This window comes from Vibrio sp. A11, from assembly GCF_013048705.1.
GTDB classification, from domain to species: Bacteria; Pseudomonadota; Gammaproteobacteria; order Enterobacterales; family Vibrionaceae; genus Vibrio; species Vibrio metschnikovii.
The window spans coordinates 20,081-42,217 of the sequence record NZ_VHSI01000003.1; the positions used below are offsets into that span (position 1 = coordinate 20,081).

Genomic DNA, 22,137 nt, shown 5'->3' on the forward strand with positions numbered 1-22,137 from the left:
AATGAGCGAAGTATTATTAGATGTAAACCAATTACGGGTGACCTTCCATGGTCACCCAGCCGTGCATGATATTAGTTATCGTATCCATGCTGGTGAGATTGTTGGAATTGTCGGTGAGTCTGGCTGTGGCAAAAGTCTAGCGTCTTTAACCCTAATGGGGCTGCAACCATCGATTATGCAAGCCTCTGGTTCGGTCACGTTTGCCGGACAAAATATCCTGACCAATACCGCCGAGCAGTGGCAAAAACTACGCGGTGAAGGCATCGCGATGATCTTTCAAGAGCCAATGACCGCCTTAAATCCGGTGGTCACGGTTGGCGATCAAATTGCAGAAATGTTTCTTCTTCATCAAGGAGACAACAAAGCACAAGCGCGACAAAAAGCGATTGAAATGCTGGAACAAGTGCACATACCCGATCCATTGCGTCGCGCCAAAGCTTATCCACATGAGCTGTCTGGTGGCATGCGCCAGCGAGTGATGATAGCCATGGCGCTGGCGTGTCGACCTAAACTGATCATTGCCGATGAGCCAACTACCGCCCTCGATGTTACCGTACAAGCGCAGGTTTTAGACCTGCTTGAAGAGCTGAGAGAAACCACCGGCACCGCCATTCAATTTATTAGTCACAATTTAGGTGTCGTCTCACAACTTGCCGATCGCGTCGTCGTGATGTACGCCGGTCGGGTGGTAGAAGAAGGAACCTCTGATCAATTGTTTAGCGATCCACAGCATCCTTACACCCAAGGGTTACTCGCTACCCTACCGCGAATTGGCCACCGCCAAGCTCGTTTACCCGCAATTGCTGGGAGTGTTCCCCCGCTTGGGCAACGCAGTCTCGGCTGCCCATTTGTCGATCGTTGTCAGCAAGCGAAACCGCTCTGCCACCAGCAGATGCCAGCCACACTCCCCCTTTCAAACTCGCACAGCGTTGCGTGCCATCAAGTGGAGTTTGCCCATGCTAGTTAAACTCGATAATGTCAGCCAAGAGTATCCAATTGGCGACAGTGATTTTTTTGGGCGCCATCAGCAATATCTTCACGCGGTGGATGATATTTCACTGCAGATTAGCAGAGGCGAAACCTTAGCGATTGTCGGCGAGTCTGGCTGTGGCAAATCCACCTTAGGCCGAATGGTCTCATTGCTTGAAAAACCAAGTAAAGGCGAGGTGTACATCACAGGGCAACCGACCGCTAACTTAAGCAAAAAAGCCATGAAAGCGCTGCGTAAGCAACTTGGGCTGGTCTTTCAAGACCCTTATTCGGCGCTTAACCCTCGTATGACCGTCTCACAACTGGTCTCTGAGCCATTAGAAGTCTATGGTATGGGTAATCGTGAGCAGCAACGCGCTAAAGTATTAGAGGCATTATACTCGGTTGGCTTAAGTGAAGATGCACTCAACCGTTATCCTCATGAGTTTTCGGGCGGGCAACGTCAACGGATCTGTATCGCACGCGCATTAGTCTTGGATCCGGAGCTGATCATTGCTGATGAGCCATTATCCGCGCTGGATGTCTCGGTACAAAGCCAAGTGCTCAACTTATTTGTTGAGTTAAAAGAAACTCGCCAACTGTCGTTCTTTTTTATCAGCCATGATATGGCGGTCGTCGATCATCTGGCGGATACCGTTGTGGTGATGTATTTAGGGCGTATTGTCGAACAAGCGCCGCGCGAAGCTTTCTTTTCTGCCCCTGCTCATCCTTACAGCCAAGCTCTACTTGCTGCCGTACCCGAGGTCGCTCTGGGACGCAGACGTAAAGGCTTAGCGCTACAGGGGGATGTACCGAGTCCAATTAACCCGCCATCCGGGTGCACCTTTCATCCGCGTTGCGCTTTTGCTGATGAGCTATGCCGTCAGAAAAAACCCGCGATGCAAACGCTCGCCCACGCCAAACATCAAGTCGCTTGTCACTATCCGCAATTAGTGACCCATTCTGATGCGGTAAAAAATGATGCTCATATTGCTGTTATGGAGGTTTCATGAAAACCTATTTAGCTCATCGTTTTATTCAAAGCCTATTGGTTTTGCTGTTTGTCTCCTTTGTTTCTTACAGTCTTATTGGCCTGATGCCGGGCGACCCGATTGATTTGATGTTTGAATCCGATCCGACCATGACACCTGCCGATGTGGCAAGGATGAAAGCGTTATACGGATTGGATCAACCGCTCATCACTCGTTACTGGCACTGGCTAACTTCCGCTTTGCAAGGAGATTTCGGTTATTCAAGGCTCTATTCGCAACCAGCGATCGATGTCTTGATCCCAGCGGTAATCAATACCTTAAAATTAGTCGGCTTCGCGACTTTCTTCTCTTTAGCGATTGCTATCCCCGTCGGTATTATTGCCGCGTTAAAACACCGTAGCTGGGCCGATTATTTAATTAGCTTTGCTGCGTTTGTCGGCTTTTCTACCCCTGCATTTTGGCTAGCCTTAATGCTCATTTTACTCTTTTCTGTCACCTTGGGCTGGTTTCCGGCTGGCGGAACGGGACAAGCTGAAGGGGGCGGTTTTTGGTTAACCGCGAAACATATGGTACTACCGACGATCACGTTAACCGTGTTAAACGTTGCGAGTCACTCACGTTACGTGCGTGGCACCATGCTGGAAGTGATGCGCCAAGATTATATTCGTACCGCTAAAGCTAAAGGGGCGGATAATAAACGGGTGGTGATTCATCATGCCCTACGTAATGCGATGATCCCACTCGTCACTATCGTTGCCCTTGATATTGGCTTTATGCTCTCAGGAGCGTTAATTACCGAAACGATTTTTGCTTGGCCGGGGATGGGCAAACTGATTTTTGATGCCATTATGGGGAATGATTACAATCTGGCGTTGCTCGGTTTAATGGTGATTACCTTTACCGCATTGTTGGGTAACTTAGTGGCCGATTTACTATACGCAAAATTGGATCCGCGTATTTCTCTAAGCCGAGGAGCGACATCATGAGTCAAGGAACAACGACGATGAGTTCGAATGTTGTGCTTCCTGAGCAGCCAAAAGCTCAGCCAAGTGTTTCACCTTGGCGTTTAGTCTGGAACCGATTTAAGCGCCATAAAGCCGGTGTGGTCAGTGCCATTTTTGTTGTACTGCTGGTGATCCTGTGTTTCTCTGCCTCTTTAATTGCGCGTTGGATGGGTCATGACCCGTTTGACGTCAATTTCTTTGCTCGCTTAGAACCAGCGAGCAGTACCCATTGGTTAGGGACCGATGAACTGGGCCGTGATGTTTTTTTACGTCTCTTATATGGTGGGCAAATCTCATTAATGGTTGGCGCGGTGGCGGCATTTGCCACAGCGATTATCGGTAGCTTGATTGGTGTTTGTGCCGGATATTTTGGCGGAAAAGTCGATGCGATTTTAATGCGCATTGCCGATTTCACCCTCTCACTGCCTACCTTACCATTGATGATTGTTCTGGCCGCCGTAGACTTACGTAAGTTAGGTCTACCCGATGAATGGGTGCAAGGCGATACCATTAGTCTGTTACGGATCATTGTGATTGTCGCTCTCTTCGGTTGGCCGACTACTGCACGCTTGGTGCGTTCTGGCACCTTATCGGTCCGTGAGCGTGAATATGTCAAAGCCGCTGTCGGTTATGGCGCTTCTTCCGCTCGCATCATCCGTAAACACGTATTGCCGAATGTGCTATCACCGGTGATCATTTCGACCACCATGGCCTTAGGTGGCGTCATCTTGCTTGAGAGTGCTTTATCTTTCCTTGGCTTAGGTATTCAGCCGCCCCTGCCTTCATGGGGTAATATGCTGCAAAATGCCCAAGAAATGATTTGGCAATCCCCAGGGCTGGCGATTTATCCGGGAGTGGCTATCTTATTCACCGTTATGGCGTTTAACTTTTTAGGTGATGCGCTACAAGATGCGTTAGATCCTAAAGCTTAAACGCTCATCCTTTATCAAGATCATCTGCGCCGCCCCTGTATTCGAGGGCGGCTTTTTTTCAATCACTTTTATCCTTAAGATGGCTTAATGCAAAACCAGTGAGGGTGAGAAAAACAAGCACACTATTTTTCCTTATCCCGCTTGAAGTCCGTATTTTTTGCCTTATCTATATGGGTAAGCAACCTACATTGACTCTTAAACGTAGTAACGGGGGTAACGATGAATACCTTGCCCAATATCCATTTACAAGTCTCGGAAACTGCCTCAGGAGCAGCAAGTCCAAATTGGCCAGCCGTGATGGCTTTTCCTCAACGTAGCCAAGATACTCTTTTTTTACCGCCGCCAAAACGGGTAGTCGCTTTGATACCTGGTCTTTGGTTATGGCTAGACGTCATGAAACTTGCCAACCTTTGGAAACCGACGATTCATTAATCGCCCAGATCGACGAACAACCACCTCTATGAACGATTAACAATCAAGCCTTGTTGATCCAACCCAACGGGTTAAGGAGCGAAGAGATTGATTGAACAACACCGCAATAAAATACGAAACCGCTACAAAGTCATCAGCTCTGTAGCGGTTGGATTGCTATGATTCGCGGGTAAAAGGACTAAGCCGCTTTGACTTTATCGTCCGTTTTCACGCTGGTATTTTGGTTAATTAAGGCTTGGTGTAACGCACAAATTGCACTGTTATAATCACCGTCTTCCACCACAAATTGCACATTAACATTGCGCATGGATGAGTGAGCCGCCATCGGGTTGACCCCTGCTTCCATTAAAGACTGCATGCCTTTGCCAAGTGCGAGGTTGGTATTAATCGAGGCTCCAATCGCCGAGATTAACGCGACCATTTTTCCTGAAATCGACGCATTCGGATAACGCTTCTCTGCTTTATACAAGACATGATTCAAGTTGTCGCTCGTGCCACTCAAGAAGTAAGTCATTGAATTTGCGTTCATTTCTTTACCGACTAAATGCACTTTCGCTTCAGCAATGATTTCCATCAGTTCATAGCTGGCATTATCAACATTACCCACCATGCTTTGATCAAACATATGTAAGGCGAACACCTTATTACGCCCAGCAATGATCTCGACTTTATTGGCTTCCGGTTGATGATGGTTTGAAATCAGCGTACCAGGATGATCCGGCTCAAAGGTATTTTTGACTCGAAGCTCGATACCTTTTTTACGTAATCCAGCCGCGGCGTTAGGATGAATCGCTTCCATACCCAAATTAGCCAACTGATCGGCGACATCAAAATTCGTCAGTCCCAGCGGGCGAACTTTCTCCGGCCCAACGACTCTAGGGTCTGCGGAGCTAAGGTGATATTCTTTATGAATGATCGCTTGGGAGGCATTGGTTAATACGGCTATCCGGCTAAAGGTCATTTCGCTGTAGCCGCGATCATAACTCTTCATCAAGCCTTGGTCGCAATAAGCGTAACCGGTAACAATGGGTAACTCTCGCGTCACATCAATATCAGCAAAGGCACGTTCAATCACCTCATCCAACTGGCCACGCGTTTGTTCACTCCACCCCGATAAATCGACAAACCGAGCATTAATGCCCAACGTTTTCAATTTCAGCGTGGTGTTATAAGCACTGTGCGCTTCGCCAATAGAAGAGAGGAACTCTCTAATTTGTGGTAAATAATGACGCAATGAAAACTGACCATATTGGCAGGTTTCTAAAATATTGTTGACGCAATTGACCGCTTCAGAAAGACGAGAGCGAATAAACTTATCAGCGCGAATTCGACTCATGGGATCGGCAAACAGATTTTCGTTGATCATCAACATCCGCTGTTCAAGCTCGTATATCGCGTCTTGCCAGTGTTCATCACGCTTAGCAATCATTTGATAAATACCCGGTTTCCCGGTGCGTTTACACTCTAAAAGTGCATCGGTCATCCCTGAATAAGCCGATACCACAAACACTCGTCCATACGGGTTCGTCGGCTTTAAAAAAATATTGTCCAGTACAGCATCAAACGCCGACATGGAAGTACCACCGATTTTTTCTACGGTGTAAGACATAAGGTCTCCTTGTATTGAATATCGGTTAGGTGATAAGCAGCGTAATAGACTTTGATTCGTTCAACATCCATTGACGCTGCTTATGGTCAGTGGCTCACTCAACGAGGGGATAAACACCATCTTTATCGTGGACTTCCGCTCCCGTTATCGGAGGATTGAATACGCATGCCATCACCATATCGGCCTCTTTATTGGCTCGTAGATAATGCTCATCGTGCTTATCCAAAATATACAGAGTACCTGGTTTAATCGGGTAAGTTTCACCGCCAACGACTTCTATCTCCCCTTCCCCCGACATGCAATAGACCGATTCCAGATGATTTTTGTAGTGTATGTGGGTCTCGGTATTTTGATAAATCGTCGTGATGTGAAACGAGAACCCCATGTTATCGTCTTTGAGCAACATGCGAACACTTTCCCACGTTTCGGCGACGACGCGACGTTCACTTTGTTGACATTCTTGTAATGTTCTAACAATCATAATTTTTCCTTAGGATGCTTTTTGAATAAACTGCGGAGCGACGTTTTCCACCGCTTGCTGGAAAATCGTTAAGCCTTGCTCCAGTTCATTTTCACTGATCGTCAAGGGGCAGAAAAACTTCACCACTTCATCTTGTGGCCCTGCGGTTTCAATCACCATGCCTAAGCGGAAACATTCGCGAGCAATCTTATTGGCGATATCGCCATCTTGACATTCAATACCTTGCATCAATCCACGCCCTTTTAAACGCGTAAATAGGCTTGGAAAACGGCGGATGGTCTGCTGAATCGTATGGGTGACTTGTTCAGATCGGGTTTTAATGTGCTGTTGAAAATCATCATTAGCCCAATAGGTTTGTAAGGCTTTCGCCGCCGTCACAAAGGCGTGGTTATTGCCACGGAAGGTGCCGTTATGCTCTCCGGGCTTCCAAACATCTAACTCTGGTTTAAACAAGACGATCGCGAGCGGTAAACCATAACCACCAATCGATTTCGATAACGTCACTATATCTGGCTTAATACCAGCAGGTTCAAAACTAAAGAAGGTTCCTGTACGTCCACAACCGGCTTGAATGTCATCGACAATCATCAGTACACCGTGCGTTCGACAAATTTTACTCAGCTTTTGCAACCAAGGGTAAGAGGCTGCGTTTAACCCCCCTTCACCTTGTACGGTTTCCAATAGCACAGCGGCGGGTTTATCCAAACCAGAGGACGGATCGCCAAGCATGGTCTCAAACAGCGCTAGGCCATCGATATCGGCATAACCGTCGTAAGGAATACGAGTCACTCCGGATAGCCCCATACCAGCACCACCACGATGATGTTGATTCCCTGTAGCGGCTAAAGCGCCATAAGTACAGCCATGAAAGCCATTTGTGAAAGCCACAATATTGGTTCGCCCTGTCACTTTACGCGCCAGTTTCATCGCCGCTTCAACCGCATTCGTCCCCGTTGGTCCGGTGAACTGCACTTTATAATCAAGCTGACGCGGCTCAAAAATGTAGGTTTGTAGCGCATGTAAAAAATCCGCTTTCGCCTCTGAGTGCATATCCAAACCGTGGGTGATGCCGTCTTTATCAATGTACTCAAGCAATGCCTGTTTAAAAATGGCGTTATTATGGCCGTAATTTAACGAGCCTGCGCCCGCTAAGAAATCTAAGTAGGCATCACCATCTTGGGTATACAACCAGCTTCCTTTTGCTGTGGAGAACACAACAGGAAAATTATTGGCATAAGATTGAACGTTTGATTCTTTCTTTTTGAAGATATCCATAACGATGGGATTTATCCTTTTTGGTTGGTGGGAAGAGAGAGCGGGATACGGTACAAGTATTCCGTGTCATGCTCGCCATCAAAGTGGCGAGTCTCATCGAGAAAAGTAGACACTTCACCGCGTTCGCCATGTGCTCGATCCAGCTTTTTAAATAATTTCCAAGAGCCTTGGTTATCACGAGTAATGGTCGTTTCTAACACTCTGATATCGCTCAATTCATCACGAGTCAGCAGCTCATTCAGCATATGGAAAGCCAGACCCATACCTCGCGCAGTGGGACTCACTGCGACTTGCCAAATGAATAACTCATTCGGCTTATCCGGCTTGCGATAGGCTGAAATAAAACCGACCAATTCCTGATTACGCTCGGCTATCACACAAGTGTTTTGAAAGTGGGTAGATTGTAAGAAGTTACAGTAAGCGGAGTTTTCATCCAGCGGAGCACACTGTGCTATCAGATCATGGACTCGCTTACCATCCGTTCGGTGTGGAACCCGAAAAGTCCACTCATCCTGAGTGTTTTGCATAATTTCTGGGTATGCAACCCAAGGCGATGCCGTCATCATAGTTTGATACATATTATCCATTAGAACTCTAAACAAGTTTCTTTTATAAACTAACAGTCTCAGCGACTTTTTCAAGCTTGAATTTTACCAAAAAAGCAAAATAACTACTTAACCCAATGATAAATATACATAAAAAATAATAATAAAAATAAACCCATCACAGAAAAAAGATTAGATGTGTAATAATAATGACAGTTTTATGAAGATAGAATGAAGGGGAATATGAGGATAGAACTGGGGCAAGATCACTCAGGCGAACACTCAATATCGCCTGAGTGATCATTCACTTAACAGGGCAGTTTGTCGCAGCGTGCAGCACAAATAAAATCGTTATTGTGCAGTCCATTAATCGCATGGGTCCACCAAGTTAATGTCGTTTTACCCCACTCGACCGTGATTTTAGGATGATGATGCATCGCTTCAGCAAGGTTGGCTACCTGCTCAGAAAACGCCCAAGCCTGCTTGAAGTTATTAAACCGATAGACTTTTTCTAACTGAGGAACACCGTCTCGATGCACCAGTGCCCATCCATCAAGTTCACTCAGTAATGTCTGCTGCTGATCTTGAGTTAAAGCAGTTGCGTTGCTATCACAGGCTTCACAACGTAATTCATCCAACATAGTTTTCTTCCTTTACAGTAAATGGCGCTGGTAGTAAGCCTAGTGCCATGGCTTGTTCAACATAATGCATTAAATCTAATTGACTGAGTGAGTAAAGCTCACCTATCTCTTCCAATACATAATACACCGGCTGAATATGATCGATTCGATACGGGGTACGCAGTGCTTGTAACAAATCAAATCGCCGATGCTGCGTGTCTGGTTTATCTAGCGCGCAGCGTGTTTCGGCAGGAGAAGAGAGAATACCGCCGCCATAAATTTTGACGACCCCTTGCTCTTTTACTAAGCCAAACTCAACCGTAAACCAGTACAAACGAGCTAAATAAGCCCGTGCTTTAGGAGAAGCATTCTTGCCTAATTGACCGTATCGATGAGTAAATGCCGCAAAATCCGGGTGCGTTAACATGGCACAATGGCCATAAATTTCATGGAAAAAATCGGGCTCTTGTAAATAATCAAACTCTTGCCGAGATCGTAAAAACGTTGCAGCGGGAAATTTTTTATCGGCCAATAACGCAAAAAAATGATCAAAGCTGATTAAGGCGGGAACGGGGGCAATTTGCCAGCCGGTTTCTCGATCTAAGGTATGATTAAGCTCAGATAGTCGTGGGACTCTATCCGCTGACAGTGCCAATAAATTCAATCCATCTAAGTAAGGCTGGCAAGCGGTCTCGCTAACAATCGACTGCTGACGAGCGACAAGATCGTGCCACACACCATGCTCTTCTTCGCTCCAATCGATCTCACCGTGTTGATTGAGTGATTTAGCAACGTAACAACTCATGACGGAATCTCCGTAACATTATTATTACATTTAGCGTATTCACGGTTGCTTCAATCTGCCATTCCTCTGCAAGGATTGGATTGACTTATCTCTGTAACAATTTATTTACATTCGTTGATGGCGTTCCCCCCTATTGAGTATGCCTTAATCTATAATTTTGCTTGTTTATCAATCTTCTTTTTTGACTTTACAGCAATCTATACAACACTTTTGTTATCTAAAATTTGCTAACTTGAGGAAGACATGTCTCACTCTGACCCGATTTGGACACCTAGCCAACAACGTATTCATGCTTCTGAACTGTACCAATTCATGCAACATCTTCATCAACAAGGCTATGCAATGACTCACTATGATGAACTGCATCAATGGTCGGTTCAATCTTCCGAACGGTTCTGGAGTGAAATCTGGCAATATTGTGATGTGATTGGCTTACGTGGAACATTGCTGTCAACTCAAGGCGAGGCACGCTGGCCGCCATTCATGCCGAGTCGAGATACCGTTTGGTTTCCGAATGCTGAGCTGAATTATGCAGAAAATTTACTCGCCTATGCCTATCAACAACCGGAAAATATTGCTCTTTGGTTTCACAATGAGCGTGGCCAGAGTCGCCACTTAACGTGGCAACAACTTTCTGATCAAGTCTGCATGATTCAACAGTGGTTGATACAAAATGGTATCGGTCGAGGGGATGTGGTCGCGGCGTATCTACCTTATATTCCAGAAGCTGTCGTGGCCATGCTCGCGACCACCAGTTTAGGGGCAATCTGGACATCAACTTCCCCGGATTTTGGGGTTAACAGCGTGGTTGAACGCTTTGCACAAGTGGAGCCTAAAATTCTATTTTGCTGCGATGGGTATACCTTTTCAGGTAAAACGTACCAGATGCATGAGCAAAACTCCCAAGTAGTGACGCGATTACCGACGCTCAATAATGTCTGCCAAATTGATTATCTGCAAAAGCGCGCCTATAACCCAAGCATCAATGAGCATTTTTCCCATTGGGCATCCATTCTCGCTAGCTATACACCAAAAGGATTAACCTACCAACGCGTAGCATTTAATGATCCTTTGTTTATTCTTTACTCTTCAGGCACGACTGGACAGCCTAAGTGCATTATTCATTCTGTCGGAGGAACTCTGCTGAATCATCTGAAAGAGCACCAATTACATTGTGATATCCAAGCTAACGATCGGGTGTTTTACTACACGACCTGTGGCTGGATGATGTGGAATTGGCACGTATCAACACTCGCGAGTGGAGCGACCTTAGTGATTTTTGATGGTAGCCCAATCTATCCGAATCCCGATGTTCTCTGGCAGTTGGCTGAGCAATCACAAACAACGCTGTTTGGCACTTCTGCTATTTATCTAGAATCATTGCAAAAATCAGGGTTTTCACCCAACCAACATCATCACCTGGCGGACCTTAAAACGATCTGTTCTACTGGTTCAGTGCTCTATCCTCATCAGTTTGATTATGTTTATCAACATATTAAGTCAGATGTGCATCTCGCTTCGATTTCTGGAGGCACTGATATTTGTGGCTGTTTTGTCTTGGGCAACCCACTCTCACCCGTCTATCGGGGAGAATGCCAAGTTGCGGGGTTAGGCATGGACGTAGCGGCGTTTAACTCGCGGGGAGAAGCGGTCATGCAACAGCGCGGAGAGTTAGTCTGTCGCAACAGTTTCCCCAACCAACCGATTGGTTTTTGGAACGATAACGGCGAGCGCTACCATAATGCTTACTGGGCGAAGTATCCGGATACTTGGCACCATGGTGACGATGTCATGCGCTCAGAACAAGGCGGATTTCTCTTCTATGGCCGAAGTGATACGACACTCAATCCTGGCGGAGTACGCATCGGTACTGCGGAGATTTACCAAGCGCTTAAATCGATTACCGAGATAGCGGATGCGGTCGCCGTCGGCCAAAAGCAGCAAGGCGATGAAATTATTGTTCTTTTTGTTGAGTTGTCACAAGGTGCTTCGCTCAACGATCAACTGATCGAGACCATTAAACAACAATTGCGCACCCAATGTTCACCGAGACATGTACCGAAGAAAATCTACCCTATTTCTAAAGTACCGAGAACGCGCTCCGGTAAATTGGTCGAGTTAGCGGTTAAGCAAATACTCAATGGGCAAACGGTCGACAATCGTCATGCGATTGATCATCCTGAAGTGCTTGATGAGGTGGCGAGTTACGTCAACCCAACCACCTAATCAACCAACGCCGCACTCTACTCACATCGTCAGAGAGACTCAAACCAGACGTGTACGGCTATTTACGTCCTAGCGCAAAAAAGGCGGCTTGTGGTCCATCCGGGGTAGCGATGACAAACGCTTGTGCAACCTCAATGGTCGTAAAGCCTGCTTGGGTAAAAGCTTGTCTGACGTTGAGTTCATGTAGATGGTGATCGGCTAGCGCATTGTCTGCTAACCAATCCCACTGAATAAACAAACCACCTTGGTCTAGTAACGAGTAAATAATCTCGACTACTTGTGGAAAGTCATCAACGTAAGCACACACCGAAGCGGCGACGACAAGATCAAACTGCTTTCGAAAAGCTGGATGTTGAGCCACTAAGCCGCGCGTTAAACTATCGACCACAGGCTCGACATTGGGTAGCTCTTTTTTATCCAGCTCCTCAATCATCGATTCTGAGCTATCCAATGCGACGATAGTTTTCGCTAGGGGGGACATCATCTGACTTAAGAAACCCGTCCCACAGCCATAATCAAGAATATGCTTGCCATCCAAGGACGTTAAGGTCTTCAGTTGCTGAAATACCTGCTGAACAAACATCGTGTTTGTTGTATTGTTTTCCCAATTTTTCGCGAGATTATCCCAGTCGTGTACCATCATGGTCTCCGTATTACGTCTTGTATTCTGGTAATATGCCAAGATTAAACCAAAATAGAGTCAACTTCATAGCGTTAGCGAACAATCTTGGTTAAGAAAATACAATATTCATCGTAATGCTGAGAAAATCGGCAATGTAAAGTAGAAGTTATCAGCCTGATTAACGTCGCTCCCGTTTAATAATGGAACCCTCATGAACCTATCACAAATAGAAGCATTTTGTGCTATCGCCGATGCAGGCTCAGTTTCCGAGGCGGCTCGCCAACTGGAATGTAACCGAACCAAACTGAGTATGGCGGTAAAAGCGCTGGAAAATGAACTTAAGGTTGAGCTATTAGTCCGCAGTGGTAATCAAGTCACATTATCGGAAGCCGGTAAGGCTATCTATAAAGACTGCCAAAGCTTATTAATTACAGCGACCAGAATTAAACGCACCTGCTCGCAGGTGTGTGATGAATTTGCCGCTGAAATGTGGATTGCGCGTGATGACTCTCTGCCTGATGTGTTATGGCAAGATTTGGCTCATTCACTGAATAATTTATTTCCTAATACGTCCTTTAACATCGTCCTTGCCTCGAGTGGTGATCTAGCCAGTTTAGTCGCAACCGAGCAGGTTGACTTCGCGTTTGGTGTCGATTACGAGCGTTTGGACGATCCTCGTATCAGTTACCAGCCACTTGGTAAAATCCGCATGATGTCGGTCTGTAGCGTCAGTCATCCTTTAACTAAACTCAAACGAGTGTCCGATGAAGACTTACGTAAATCGATGCAAGCGGTGATGGTTTACCTCAATGATCAAGATAACTCAAACCTTGAGCCCTTTTCTCGCCGCTATATTGGTTTCTCAAGTTTTGAATATATGCTGGCGACCATATTGACCGAAAGCGCTTGGGGAGTGTTACCTGAGCCATTAATTCGCCATCATCTGCGCGAACAACGTTTAACCGTTATTCGCCACACCTACGGCTTAACTCAAGAAGATTATTGCATGTATACCATCCCTGGTGACGCAGAAAATCCAGCCATGCTTTGGCTAGCTGATAAGCTCAGTGATTACCTATTTGACTTTTAAATAACCAATGGCAGTCAGAGTCAATATTTTTGACAGCAAAAACAGCGCGCAACCTACTGTTTTAAATGGATTTATTTTAAATTCTTGTTTTTTTATTTAGATGTGTAAGTAAATTGAGATTGTAATAGACCGATTTTAAGCCAAAATACGTTTAGTTTTTAAATCGGTAGATGTTTTATGTGTGCTCAAACAAGTTTAAATGAAAATCGTGTCTTAACCTTCTCCGCCCTTATCGCATCAGTATTTGCCCTTGGCGGATTAGTGGTTGGTTTACTTGTAGGGTCATTAGTTATTGTCTTTGATGGAGTCTACTCTCTCATCAGTTTACTGTTAACATTATTGTCGCTGGTCGCTTCACGTTATATACGTAAGCCGTCTGATGCGCAGTTCCCTTTTGGTCGTGCGCTATTTGAACCAGCGGTTATTGTTATCAAAGGCAGCGTGATCTTACTACTCGTCGCCTACTCACTGTATTCTGCGATCGGTGCTTTAATCACTGGCGGTAGAGAAGTCGATGCTTCGATTGCAACCCTTTTTGGTACAGTCAATGTTATCGGCTGTGGCTTAGCATGGTGGTATATGGCAAAACTGAGTAAACGCCACGCTTCAGGCCTGATTGGTGCAGAGGTTAAACAATGGCAAATGGATACATTGCTCAGCCTTGCAGTAACCATCGGCTTTATTGTGGCACTGGGTGTAACTTTTACTCCCTTCGCTCACTATGCGGTCTATGCTGACCCATTGATGATGCTTGCTATGTCGTTTTATTTTTTAAAAGTACCTTTCGGGATGGTGAGAAATGCATTACGCGAAATATTCCTCATGTCACCGAGTAAAGATATTTGTAAGCGCGTTGATCAAAGTATTATCGATGCTTGTAAAGAATCAGAGCAAGATATTGAATTAACCGGAGTGACCAAAGTCGGTCCAGAATTATGGGTAGATGTGGATATCTATCCTGAAGACAACAGCGATGTAATTTTAGTCGATGATATCGAACAAACCAGAAAAACCATCGCTAAGCGTTTATCTGGGTTACCACTGAAACTACAAATTAACGTCAATATCGCGCGTTAATCCCTGCTTATCCTAACCAATAAACCCGCCATTTACGGCGGGTTTATTTTAGGTGCTCGCTTCAATCAGCTTAGGTTTATCACGCGTTAACCACCAACAGAGTAATGAACCCAACGTCACCATTGCAACCCCTTGCCAAAAGCTGGTATCGAGTATCACACCAAGAATTAACGATGAAAAAAGCGTCGATGTCACAGGGGTAAAATAAGAGAGTGTTGCCAATAACAACATATTGCCACGCAAAATAGCGATATTCCATAACGCATAACCACTGCCCATCACCACACCCGTCAGTATCACATTGAAGGTGGCGATTGGGCTAAAGCTCAGTGGTCCTTCTTGGCTTAGCGCGTACTTTATCCATAACACCATCGCTGTAGCGATAAAAAACAGAGCGATAGCATTTTGACCTTTTGCGATTAACTTCGTCACGTTGCAATAGATTGCCCAAATCACCGCCCCCATAAAGGCCAGCCCATAGGTCAAAGGATTACTGGAAATATTATTTACCACATGTGTGATAGAGAATCCGGCGTCTCCCGTTAAAGTCCAAACAACACCGGTAAAGGCCAGACCAACACTCGGATAAAGCCAAACGCTGACTGTTTTTTTACTTAAGATAACCGCTAGTACTACCGTGATCGCTGGCCATAAGTAATTAATCACCGCCATCTCTAAAGCCTGATGACGACTATTGGCCATACCTATCGCTAATGCCAAGCAGATTTCATAGCTGACAAATAACCCTCCTCCTATCAATAAATAGCGAAGAGAAAAATGTTGTCGTTTAGGGACACCAAGCACGAGTATTAAAAAGACAGCGGCAATAGTATAGAGTAAAGCTGCACCACCAATCGGTCCGAAAGCTTCAGCCACAGTGCGCATTAAACCAATCATTGCTCCCCACAATAAAATGGCAGCAATCCCACATCCTGTATAGTTAAAATGGCTCATTCCTGTTCCCTTTTATGCTCATTCGTTAAGCATTAATGACTTCCCAGCTGTGGGTGAGCTCAATACTTTCACCAAGCATTAAACAAACTGAACAGTATTTATTGAGTGAATCTGCCACCACTTGTTCAACAATTTCTGACGATACCTTATTCCCTTCAATCGTAAAATGCAGATTGATATGAGTAAAAAGACGCGGCGCCGTTTCTCGACGCTCAGTGATCAACGATACACGACACCCCGTTACCGCTTGCTGAGCTTGCTTTAAGCCATTAACCACATCTACTGAGCTACACCCCCCAGCGGCCATCAACACCATTTCCATCGGGCTGGGCGCAGAGGAGCCTGCATTACCATCCATTACGATAGAGTGTCCTGACGGTGATTGACCAATAAATCTTAATCCATCAACCCATTGTACTTCTGCTTGCATCGAATAACTCCTGTCTTTAGCCTAGATTGGCCTTGCAAAGTGAATATTATCTTTAAAATAAACGGGGCTTCATCGTGGCGAACCGATGACCACTACGGCAATATATCTAAGCCGATAAAAAAAGCCAGTTCGCTGTACAAAAGAAAACCCCACTAAGCTTACGCCTAGTGGGGTTCAGTTCTTACTCGCAGCAATCCGGCTACTAATCAAGTGCTCCCTGCATCAATTCCTTGATAGTCTGCTATATCCGTTAGCACATTCCGTTTCATCGCCATCCTAGCGGTGTCCCTTACTCTATCATCCTGATAGACGTGCCTTATTCCTTTAAGATGTCCATTAACCATCCGTGATAACCATCCTAGTTATTCGCGTCCTGCTAATGTCCTTTGCTTTCCTTGCCGATGTTTCATCCTGAATCATCGAATCTTCGTCCTGAAGATGACCTATCCTTGGGTCTTTCCTGTTCCGTGTCGGCTTCCTGCTGACAAATTCAGAATACGGCAACACGGTTTTTCAGCAAGGTGGTGAATGAACATGTCTATTCAGCTCAGCAAATCATTACAGTAATAAATCATTAAAAACAATAAGATAAGGGAAATACCACCGCTTTACCCATAACAAAAAACGCACATCTCTCACATTGATTGTAAGAGATCTCTCACAAAGCTTATCGCTAAATCACCCATAGCCGTCTAGCGAGGTGCGATAAAAAACGAGAGTTCAGTCTCACTCTAGTAAAGCCAAGCCTAACCAATCAACGTTTTTCTCGTGTGACGGACGCAAAATTTATCTAGACTAAGCTCTACAAAATCACGATCATGACTGACAAATAACGTTACGTTAAGGAAACCAAGATTATGATTTCAAAATGGGCGCAACGCTTCTATCAAATGGCCGAACTGGTTGGCTCTTGGAGTAAAGATCCGTCTACTCAAGTCGGTGCTGTGATCACCAAACAAAATCGTATTGTCTCTGTCGGCTTTAATGGTTATCCACACGGGATCTCTGACAGTGCAAATACCGACGACCGTGACATGAAATATTTAAAAACATTGCACGCTGAAGAAAACGCGATTCTGTTCGCTAAACGTGATTTGGATGGCTGTGAAATTTATGTCACTCATTTTCCGTGCCCAAATTGCGCAGCAAAAATCATTCAAACTGGTATTTCTGCTGTGCATTGCCCTGAACAGTCTGACGATTTTCTTTCTCGTTGGGGCGACAAAATAAAAGTTAGCCAAGATATGTTTTTACAAGCAGGGGTAAAAGTAAACTGGTTACCTTTAAATGAGCTCAAACCGATCAGCCAGATCCCACCAGCGAATCTCTAATTAATACCACCAGTAACAACTTAAGAGTGCCTTGTCTAGTAACCACCGTTCATTCACAAGCAGGTAGGTAAAAATTAACCTACCTTGTGCTTGCCAATAACCCTAATCAATTAAGGATTATTTTCAGATCGCGAACACATTCAAACCACATGGATTAAATCACGCTCATTAATACGGATTAACCTGCTGAATAAATAGGTATTTTCGATTGAAATCACAAAAATTAAGTAACTCATTTTTCTTTTTCAAACACAACTATGATTTCAATGCATATCCTCACGAAATAAGTGACATTAATTAAAATTGTCAATACCGATTTAACCCTTAAAAACTCCGCTAAAACACCAGAAAGCAGTAGAACTACAGCCTAATATATGGCCATTAATTTTACTAGCAGAATAACCGCTCAAGATTTACAATCCAGACACAATCCAATAACAAGCTAGCTCAATACTAAACACAATACAAATTGTGATGGTTGAGCACGTGATGCTTATCGCTTGCGGTGACATCACGTTTAACCCTACGTGAAAGGTCTTAAGTCAACATGAGCCCAGAAAAACATCGCCTCGATTGGCAAATCAGCCAAACCATCGCTGAATCTATGTCGCCTCTGATTGGCAAACTTTACCGACAAGCAGGTGTAGAAATCTTATTGTTTGGTAAAACGCTGATCAATGCGACCACGATTGACATCATCAAAGCTCATAAAATTGCGAGTCGCTATATCGGAGAATCTTTATCTCTTGAACAAACCATACCTTTGCTCACTTCACTGGCAGAGATGACCCTATCGCCTTGTAAAATCGATATTGGCCAATTAGCACATCGTTATTGGCAACATCATGATGACGCCGATGCTATGCAAGATTACTTGCATACGGCACTTGTTGAAGCCGTGAACGGCGAACCCATGAATCAACCTAAAGATGTTGTGCTTTATGGTTTTGGACGTATTGGCCGTTTATTGGCTCGTTTATTAATAGAAAAAAGTGGTCCGGGTTACCCATTACGCTTACGTGCGATTGTCGTTCGTGGCGGTAAAGACGGAGATTTAGAAAAACGCGCCAATCTATTGAGACGAGATTCCGTCCATGGCCAGTTCAACGGTAGTATTATTATCGATAGTGAACGCAAGGCACTGATTGCCAATGGCAACTATATCCAAATGATCTATGCTGACTCACCGCAAGAGGTCGATTATAGCCACTATGGTATTCACGATGCGCTTGTCGTTGATAACACCGGTGTGTGGCGCGATAGTGAAGGGTTGAGCCGTCATTTAGCTTCTCCAGGTGCGAGTAAGGTTTTGCTCACCGCGCCCGGTAAAGGCGATATTAAAAATGTGGTTTTTGGGGTGAATGAATCGGTGATTACCGCTGACGATACGATTATCTCGGCGGCAAGTTGTACAACGAATGCGATTACGCCAATTCTTAAAGCAATGCACGATCAATATGGTGTCCTATCTGGGCATATTGAAACCGTTCATTCTTATACCAACGATCAAAATTTGATTGATAACTTCCACAAAGGTGAACGTCGTGGCCGATCTGCGTCTCTGAATATGGTGCTGACCTCCACAGGTGCAGCGAAAGCCGTCGCCAAAGCGTTACCCGAGCTAGCAGGAAAATTAACCGGGAATTCGATTCGCGTACCGACACCCAATGTGTCCATGGTGGTTGCTAACTTAAATCTAGCCAAATCCGTCGATAAAGAGTCGTTGAACCACTATTTAAGACAAATTGCAACCCACTCCCCTCTTTCCGCGCAGGTTGACTATACCGACTCAACTGAAATCGTTTCGAGCGATTTAGTCGGTTCACGTCATGCTGGCGTCGTCGATGGTGCTGCGACTATCGCCCAAGACAATCGCTGCGTTTTATATGTCTGGTACGACAACGAATTTGGTTACAGTTGCCAAGTGATCCACTGTATGGAACAAATGATGGGCGTGCGTTACAAAACGTATCCTCAATAATCTTAACTGGCTCCACAACATAATAACAATAAACCGAATGTGCTGAGCGAAAAGCAGCGGAACGAGTTACGACGCTTTTATATTGTTGGATAGCCAATGATGCTCAGGACAGATGGATTAATCCCCCCCATTGCCGCTTATCACGACCGATAGGCGGCTTTTTTATTTTGATCCACTAACGATACTCTGCTCTCGGGTTATGGCTAACTCATATAATTTACAGTTATTAATCAAGGCCAATCAATACATTGATATAACTACAATTCAGGCTTTCGTTGATAGAAAAAAGACAATAAATCAGGAATTATGATTAAGAGATAAGCAAAGCGCAGCGTTATTAATAAGTGAGCACTATACATCACCTCGATTAAGACAATCCCATACAAAAAAGTACACAAACACTGTAGCGGCCTGCTTGGCTGTAGGTAATAATACTTGCTGGATATTATCTGTATTATAGTAGTGGTAATTCGTGTGCGTTTAAAATTAGCCTCGGCAGCTCATGCCCAAAGCCAAAAGCATAAATTGAGAGATATCAGTAAGTTTATTATTAGGTCTTATCTTTATCCTCGTCATTTCCAAAAGATGGTAAACTTATTCCATCATGAGCGTCGGCAACATATTTTTATTCGCCAGCCAAATTATATCATGAAATGTATGATTCCATTTCTACATATTGGTTTAAGTAAAAGTGATGTCATACAGTTGCTCAATGACCACCATTCATGGCTAGAAGCTACTTTTTCTCGTGCCGCTATTCTTAAAATACATACTGATAAATTATATTTAGGCAGTATCAATATTGACGATGAAAATTATCAACTTACTTTAAGCTTCGATGGAAGAATACGTAAAGAAGGTGAATTGGCGTTATCACTAGAAGATAATACAGGCTATGCTTATTATACTTTAGGTTTCACGATTCAAAACAACCTATTATTAATTGGCTGCATGCAAGGTGCCGTTAACGATAATGGTTTCAGCCGAACATTCACTAAAGCTATCCATGGTTTAAGGCCTAAATCCTTTATGGTTGAAGCGGTTCAATTTATCGCTCAATATTTAGATATAAAAACCATCTATGCGGTTAAAAATTCAGCCCATATTTATAATGCCAAGCGATATGGTAAAAAAAGTGATTCCATCAATTTAGACTATGACCAATTATGGCAAGAACACGATGGCGTTGATCACAACCGTTGGTTTTATTCTTTACCCTTATCTGCTAAGCGTCGCGAAATGGGAGAGATAAAGCGTCCGAAACGCAAAATGTACCGTGAGCGATATGCATGGTTAGACGCTTACCAGCAGCAACTTTATGCCTTGTTGCAGCCATCATTACTCTATCCTCATAATCTTAAGATGAGTATTGCTGAACAAGTCGCTTGGCTAACCGATGACTCAACTCAATACCCCATTAGCCAACGTTCATCATAGGGAGGGCGGCACACCCTCCCTCGGTGAAACCTCTCATCAACATTAATGCGGTTTGAGTAAGCATCGTTCATGTTTTCTTCATCACAGATGAGGTATGATAAATTGATATCGATTTTGGGAGACAGCTTATGTATCGAGTATTAGTAACCACCTTGACATTAATCTGCGGTTTTTTCGCCTTAATCTTTGGCTTACTGCTCGCGATTCCACTCACCTTGATAGCCATCATTAGCGGCAAGCGGTTAGAAAGGCAGCTAAGACGCCGCCCTTTTCATCAAGCTCACAATAACGAAAGTGAACATGTTATTGAAGGTGAGTTCGAAGAAGTACCACATCGCGAACAACATTCCGAACAACGTAGCGATCACCGTCAATAACATTAAGGTGGCGTCGTACTTCACTGGACGATTTCAACTTACTTCGGTTGCTGTGCCAATACGCGATCAATGTCTTGTGCGTTATGACGCTCAGCTAACTGCTCCCAAGCCTCTCCCCATGTTCGGTTGACAATTCGACCACGTTGCACTGCCGGACGTTCTGCAATGGTTTTCGCCCAACGTTGCACGTGTTGATAAGATTGCACATCCAGAAACTCAGCCGCATTGTAAGCATTACCTAACACTAGATTGCCATACCAAGGCCAAATCGCCACATCAGCAATCGTATATTCTTTACCCGCAATATAAGTCTGTTTGGCCAGTTGTTTGTCTAACACATCCAGTTGACGTTTCGCTTCCATTGCAAATCGATTGATAGGATAAGCAAACTTTTCTGGAGCATAAGCATAAAAGTGACCAAATCCCCCACCCAAATAAGGCGCGGAACCTTGCAACCAAAACAACCAATTCATCACTTCTGTACGTTCGGGCAAAGCTTGTGGTAAAAAATGACCAAATTTTTCCGCAAGATAGAGCAAAATATTGCCCGATTCAAAAACGCGAATCGGCGATGCTAACGAACGATCCATCAATGCAGGGATTTTCGAGTTAGGATTAACCTCAACAAATCCAGATCCGAATTGCTCACCATCACCAATTTTTATCAAAAAGGCATCGTACTCGGCTTGGTGAATACCTAATGCTAATAACTCTTCTAACAAGATAGTGACTTTTTGCCCATTAGGTGTCCCCATAGAGTAAAGTTGGATCGGGTGTTGACCTATCGGTAACACTTGTTCGAAACGAGAACCAGAATCAGGTCGGTTAATACTTGCCCATTGTCCGCCATTTTCACTCTCCATGGTCCAAACCTTAGGGGGTACATATGCTTGTGTCATAACACTCTCCTTGCTTATTATCTTGTCAGTAAATCTTGCCGAAACATCG

At 44.5% G+C, this 22,137-nt stretch carries 22 protein-coding genes; 12 read left to right on the forward strand and 10 right to left on the reverse strand.

The genetic code is table 11. The features are described from left to right. Window position 1 precedes the first annotated feature (1 nt). From FKQ60_RS04455 to FKQ60_RS04475, 5 genes are all read left to right on the forward strand, one after another. Window positions 2-967 (forward strand): ABC transporter ATP-binding protein, encoded by a 966-nt coding sequence (locus FKQ60_RS04455; protein WP_161425983.1) that lies wholly within the window; start codon window positions 2-4, stop codon window positions 965-967. After that, window positions 957-1,982: a dipeptide ABC transporter ATP-binding protein gene (locus tag FKQ60_RS04460; RefSeq protein ID WP_170906084.1), complete on the forward strand. Its 1,026-nt coding sequence runs from the start codon at window positions 957-959 to the stop codon at window positions 1,980-1,982. Before FKQ60_RS04455 ends, FKQ60_RS04460 begins: the two co-directional genes overlap by 11 nt. Further along, window positions 1,979-2,947 carry an ABC transporter permease gene (locus FKQ60_RS04465; protein ID WP_072670638.1) on the forward strand — a complete coding sequence of 323 codons (969 nt, stop codon included), beginning with the start codon at window positions 1,979-1,981 and terminating at the stop codon, window positions 2,945-2,947. The genes FKQ60_RS04460 and FKQ60_RS04465 overlap by 4 nt, the downstream gene beginning before the upstream one ends. After that, entirely contained in the window at window positions 2,944-3,897 is a 954-nt protein-coding gene (locus tag FKQ60_RS04470; RefSeq protein WP_170906085.1) for an ABC transporter permease, read from the forward strand. The genes FKQ60_RS04465 and FKQ60_RS04470 overlap by 4 nt, the downstream gene beginning before the upstream one ends. A 219-nt stretch (window positions 3,898-4,116) precedes the next feature. Then, a complete protein-coding gene (locus FKQ60_RS04475; protein WP_158137042.1) occupies window positions 4,117-4,329 on the forward strand; it encodes a hypothetical protein in 213 nt (70 codons plus the stop codon). A 178-nt stretch (window positions 4,330-4,507) separates the two neighbouring features. On the opposite strand, the gene FKQ60_RS04480 is transcribed toward FKQ60_RS04475, so the two are convergent. From FKQ60_RS04480 to phhA, 6 genes are all read right to left on the reverse strand, one after another. After that, on the reverse strand, window positions 4,508-5,938 hold the full coding sequence (locus FKQ60_RS04480; protein WP_154170949.1) for an aspartate kinase: 1,431 nt from the start codon (window positions 5,936-5,938) through the stop codon (window positions 4,508-4,510). 94 nt (window positions 5,939-6,032) lie between these two features. Then, window positions 6,033-6,419, reverse strand: a complete 387-nt coding sequence (locus FKQ60_RS04485) for an ectoine synthase (protein ID WP_154170948.1) — start codon at window positions 6,417-6,419, stop codon at window positions 6,033-6,035. A gap of 9 nt (window positions 6,420-6,428) precedes the next feature. After that, window positions 6,429-7,694 (reverse strand): diaminobutyrate--2-oxoglutarate transaminase, encoded by a 1,266-nt coding sequence (ectB, locus tag FKQ60_RS04490; protein WP_154170947.1) that lies wholly within the window; start codon window positions 7,692-7,694, stop codon window positions 6,429-6,431. 11 nt (window positions 7,695-7,705) lie between these two features. Beyond that, complete coding sequence (gene ectA, locus FKQ60_RS04495; RefSeq protein WP_170906168.1) at window positions 7,706-8,260, reverse strand: diaminobutyrate acetyltransferase; 555 nt, start codon at window positions 8,258-8,260, stop codon at window positions 7,706-7,708. A gap of 287 nt (window positions 8,261-8,547) precedes the next feature. Next, window positions 8,548-8,880 (reverse strand): 4a-hydroxytetrahydrobiopterin dehydratase, encoded by a 333-nt coding sequence (locus FKQ60_RS04500; protein ID WP_154170946.1) that lies wholly within the window; start codon window positions 8,878-8,880, stop codon window positions 8,548-8,550. Next, window positions 8,870-9,664 carry a phenylalanine 4-monooxygenase gene (phhA, locus tag FKQ60_RS04505; protein WP_154170945.1) on the reverse strand — a complete coding sequence of 265 codons (795 nt, stop codon included), beginning with the start codon at window positions 9,662-9,664 and terminating at the stop codon, window positions 8,870-8,872. The genes FKQ60_RS04500 and phhA overlap by 11 nt, the downstream gene beginning before the upstream one ends. A gap of 243 nt (window positions 9,665-9,907) precedes the next feature. On the opposite strand from phhA, the gene FKQ60_RS04510 reads away from it, so the two are divergent. Next, window positions 9,908-11,890, forward strand: coding sequence for an acetoacetate--CoA ligase (locus tag FKQ60_RS04510; protein ID WP_170904364.1), 1,983 nt, complete (start codon window positions 9,908-9,910; stop codon window positions 11,888-11,890). Between the two features lie 58 nt (window positions 11,891-11,948). On the opposite strand, the gene FKQ60_RS04515 is transcribed toward FKQ60_RS04510, so the two are convergent. Beyond that, window positions 11,949-12,530 (reverse strand): methyltransferase, encoded by a 582-nt coding sequence (locus tag FKQ60_RS04515; RefSeq protein ID WP_170904443.1) that lies wholly within the window; start codon window positions 12,528-12,530, stop codon window positions 11,949-11,951. A gap of 193 nt (window positions 12,531-12,723) precedes the next feature. On the opposite strand from FKQ60_RS04515, the gene FKQ60_RS04520 reads away from it, so the two are divergent. After that, complete coding sequence (locus FKQ60_RS04520) at window positions 12,724-13,602, forward strand: LysR family transcriptional regulator (RefSeq protein ID WP_004397076.1); 879 nt, start codon at window positions 12,724-12,726, stop codon at window positions 13,600-13,602. A 177-nt stretch (window positions 13,603-13,779) separates the two neighbouring features. After that, complete coding sequence (locus tag FKQ60_RS04525; protein ID WP_158137047.1) at window positions 13,780-14,679, forward strand: cation diffusion facilitator family transporter; 900 nt, start codon at window positions 13,780-13,782, stop codon at window positions 14,677-14,679. Between the two features lie 48 nt (window positions 14,680-14,727). Here the strand turns inward: FKQ60_RS04525 and yddG are convergent, their stop codons facing one another. Both yddG and FKQ60_RS04535 read right to left on the reverse strand, forming a co-directional pair. After that, a complete protein-coding gene (gene yddG / locus FKQ60_RS04530; RefSeq protein ID WP_170904365.1) occupies window positions 14,728-15,633 on the reverse strand; it encodes an aromatic amino acid DMT transporter YddG in 906 nt (301 codons plus the stop codon). A gap of 25 nt (window positions 15,634-15,658) precedes the next feature. After that, complete coding sequence (locus FKQ60_RS04535) at window positions 15,659-16,063, reverse strand: OsmC family protein (RefSeq protein WP_110167371.1); 405 nt, start codon at window positions 16,061-16,063, stop codon at window positions 15,659-15,661. Between the two features lie 857 nt (window positions 16,064-16,920). On the opposite strand from FKQ60_RS04535, the gene FKQ60_RS04540 reads away from it, so the two are divergent. The 4 genes from FKQ60_RS04540 (at window position 16,921) to FKQ60_RS04555 (ending at window position 21,189) form a co-directional block, all read left to right on the forward strand. Beyond that, window positions 16,921-17,394 (forward strand): cytidine/deoxycytidylate deaminase family protein, encoded by a 474-nt coding sequence (locus FKQ60_RS04540; protein WP_004397071.1) that lies wholly within the window; start codon window positions 16,921-16,923, stop codon window positions 17,392-17,394. A gap of 547 nt (window positions 17,395-17,941) precedes the next feature. Further along, entirely contained in the window at window positions 17,942-19,375 is a 1,434-nt protein-coding gene (locus tag FKQ60_RS04545) for a glyceraldehyde-3-phosphate dehydrogenase (protein ID WP_170904366.1), read from the forward strand. A 435-nt stretch (window positions 19,376-19,810) separates the two neighbouring features. After that, window positions 19,811-20,812, forward strand: coding sequence for a VirK/YbjX family protein (locus FKQ60_RS04550; RefSeq protein ID WP_249374145.1), 1,002 nt, complete (start codon window positions 19,811-19,813; stop codon window positions 20,810-20,812). A 128-nt stretch (window positions 20,813-20,940) separates the two neighbouring features. Next, entirely contained in the window at window positions 20,941-21,189 is a 249-nt protein-coding gene (locus tag FKQ60_RS04555) for a hypothetical protein (protein WP_072670654.1), read from the forward strand. Window positions 21,190-21,227: 38 nt separating this feature from the next. Here the strand turns inward: FKQ60_RS04555 and yghU are convergent, their stop codons facing one another. Next, window positions 21,228-22,088 (reverse strand): glutathione-dependent disulfide-bond oxidoreductase, encoded by an 861-nt coding sequence (yghU, locus tag FKQ60_RS04560; protein WP_170904367.1) that lies wholly within the window; start codon window positions 22,086-22,088, stop codon window positions 21,228-21,230. Between the last annotated feature and the right edge of the window lie 49 nt (window positions 22,089-22,137).